This window comes from Dissulfurirhabdus thermomarina (assembly GCF_012979235.1).
In the GTDB taxonomy this organism is placed as follows: Bacteria; Desulfobacterota; Dissulfuribacteria; order Dissulfuribacterales; family Dissulfurirhabdaceae; genus Dissulfurirhabdus; species Dissulfurirhabdus thermomarina.
Genome location: NZ_JAATWC010000017.1, coordinates 1 through 1,637 on the forward strand (window position 1 = coordinate 1; position 1,637 = coordinate 1,637).

General features: G+C 49.7%; 1 protein-coding gene and 1 pseudogene. One reads left to right on the forward strand and one right to left on the reverse strand.

The window, feature by feature from the left end; translation table 11 throughout:
- Nucleotides 1–290: pseudogene (locus HCU62_RS11690) on the forward strand (restriction endonuclease); the annotation flags it as partial.
- Nucleotides 291–1,100: 810 nt separating this feature from the next.
- On the opposite strand, the gene HCU62_RS11515 reads toward HCU62_RS11690, so the two are convergent.
- On the reverse strand, nucleotides 1,101–1,637 hold a 537-nt coding region (locus tag HCU62_RS11515; protein WP_169755664.1), incomplete at its 5' end, for an RHS repeat-associated core domain-containing protein.

Here is a 1,637-nt window from a genome sequence, read left to right on the forward strand (position 1 = left end):
TGAAATTCACGACAAACCAGGCGGACGCCCCTGACATTGATACGTTTTACAAGAAGGTTACCAGCAAAGCGGACAATACCATGGGCATAATGGTGTCCATTTCCGGCTATTCTTCCGTTGCCAGGAAGGAAGCCTCCGGGGACAGGACGCCGCTTCTTTTGGCAGACCACAGCCACCTTTATTTAGTACTCAGCGGCGTTATGGGCCTTGCGGATGTGATTGAAAGGATAAGGAGACACGCGTCGCAAACCGGAGAAGCCTATCTGGCCCCTACGAATTTCACGGCATAACTATTGAGGATGCGGAGGGTCTGACGTGCTCGGGCTTCAGCCGCTACGCGTCTTCCGCTGCCTGCGCTCGCAGCCCGTCTTTATCGGATGGCGGTAGATGCGCGGCTTTTAGCGATTGGCAAGTTCGGTGGTTTTTGTTCGTCCGGAGTAAAACTGCATCGGTACTGTGGTTGTCACATTTTGTGCAGGCTATGTCCGGCGGCTGCGCATCGGATGCCGTCCCTGGCGGGCGCATAAAATCGTCTTATGTAAAGTGCGGTAGCAAGCTCGGTTCGGCTACCGCCGCCGCACTGTTACATAAGGGATTTTATGCAACATAGCAAAGCACAAAATCCGCCAACCACTTACGATTACATTCCCCCAGCCCCGGCCTCCCGTCCGGCCCCCAGGGGCCTCCCCTTGAAAAGGAAAAGGCGGTTAAGAAGAAAATCTCAACCGCCTTAATTTCGTAAAGTCTATTACAATCTCAATTTTCCTCTTCAGAAGCAGCGAACAAGTGATAGTCCAACAAAATTGGTGCAATCACAAACAGAAAGAATACGCCCAGGAATACCGCTGGGTATGAGGGTACAAAATAAGACAAAATTTTTGCGACTACAAAACCTGCCACAAAAAACAGTAATAAATGTTTAACCGTCCGTCGGTTTACTTTTATTTGTTTCTTGCAGTGCTTACAGGTCGTTTTAGCCATCAATCCTGGGAAAGTCAGTATGTACAGAAAACCTCTTGCATTACCGTGACAATAAGGACATTGCAAAAATGGCAATTTAAACATTTTTTACCCTGAATATCGTATTGGAGAAATGGGCCTTATTTGCAGTCATTTCTTCCATAGTCACTTTGCCACAATTGAATATTGGAAATCTGACTTTCTTCAACAGCAACGCCTAACCCCCAGCCTTTGCCGCCTCCAGAAAGACTAACTCCCCAATTCCCATTACCAGATGAAAAGGACAAAGAGATTGGACCTAAAAGAAGTGACGTAGTAGTTCCGCTCCCGTTGAAGTCTTGAGTCGTGCCAGTTGAGAAACCAATCGTACCACCAAGGCCAATACCTCCCCCAGCGGCACCACCGGCACCATTCGAGCTAAAAATACCGGAAGCAGAGCCGCCCTCATCTGAGAGACCGAAGTAGACGCCACTTCCTTTTGAAAAGTAAGTGGGGCTTGACCCGACATCGCGACCCACATCCCCACCAGCAGCACCACCTGCACTTGCATATAGAACTAATAGGCCACTCGGATCAACAAAGTTGATTGGATTATTTTCAACATATGGATACCGGTTGATCCCCCCGGCCAGCCCCAGCGGATCCGGCGTCAGGTACCGCCCCGCCGCCGGGTCGTA